1 protein-coding gene is annotated in these 272 nt (G+C 61.0%); it reads right to left on the bottom strand.

What is annotated here, in order from left to right; translation table 11 throughout:
- Nucleotides 1-272: flagellar hook-basal body complex protein (locus EOD29_RS31850; RefSeq protein WP_127248823.1), on the bottom strand; the 272-nt coding region annotated here is incomplete at both ends.

The raw sequence follows: 272 nt of genomic DNA, 5'->3' as shown, positions 1-272 counted from the left end.
ATGGTGATCCCAGGCAGGACTTCATAGCCGTCGATGGTGATGAGCTGGCCCTGGTCATTCTTGTTGAAAGCGCCGGCGCGAGTATAGAGCGTCGTGCCATCGGTCGACTGGATCTGAAAGAAGCCCTTGCCGATCAGCGCTACGTCGAGATCGTTGCCGGTCTGGGTCAGTTCGCCCTGGAGATGCAAGTTGCGGACCGCCGAGGTCTGGACGCCGAGGCCGATATTGGCACCTTCCGGAACGACGGCCTGATTGGCGCGGTTGGCGACACC

Origin of the sequence: Mesorhizobium sp. M1A.T.Ca.IN.004.03.1.1, from assembly GCF_003997555.1 — a bacterium.
In the GTDB taxonomy this organism is placed as follows: Bacteria; Pseudomonadota; Alphaproteobacteria; order Rhizobiales; family Rhizobiaceae; genus Mesorhizobium.
This window is presented reverse-complemented; position numbering and strand designations above follow the sequence as displayed.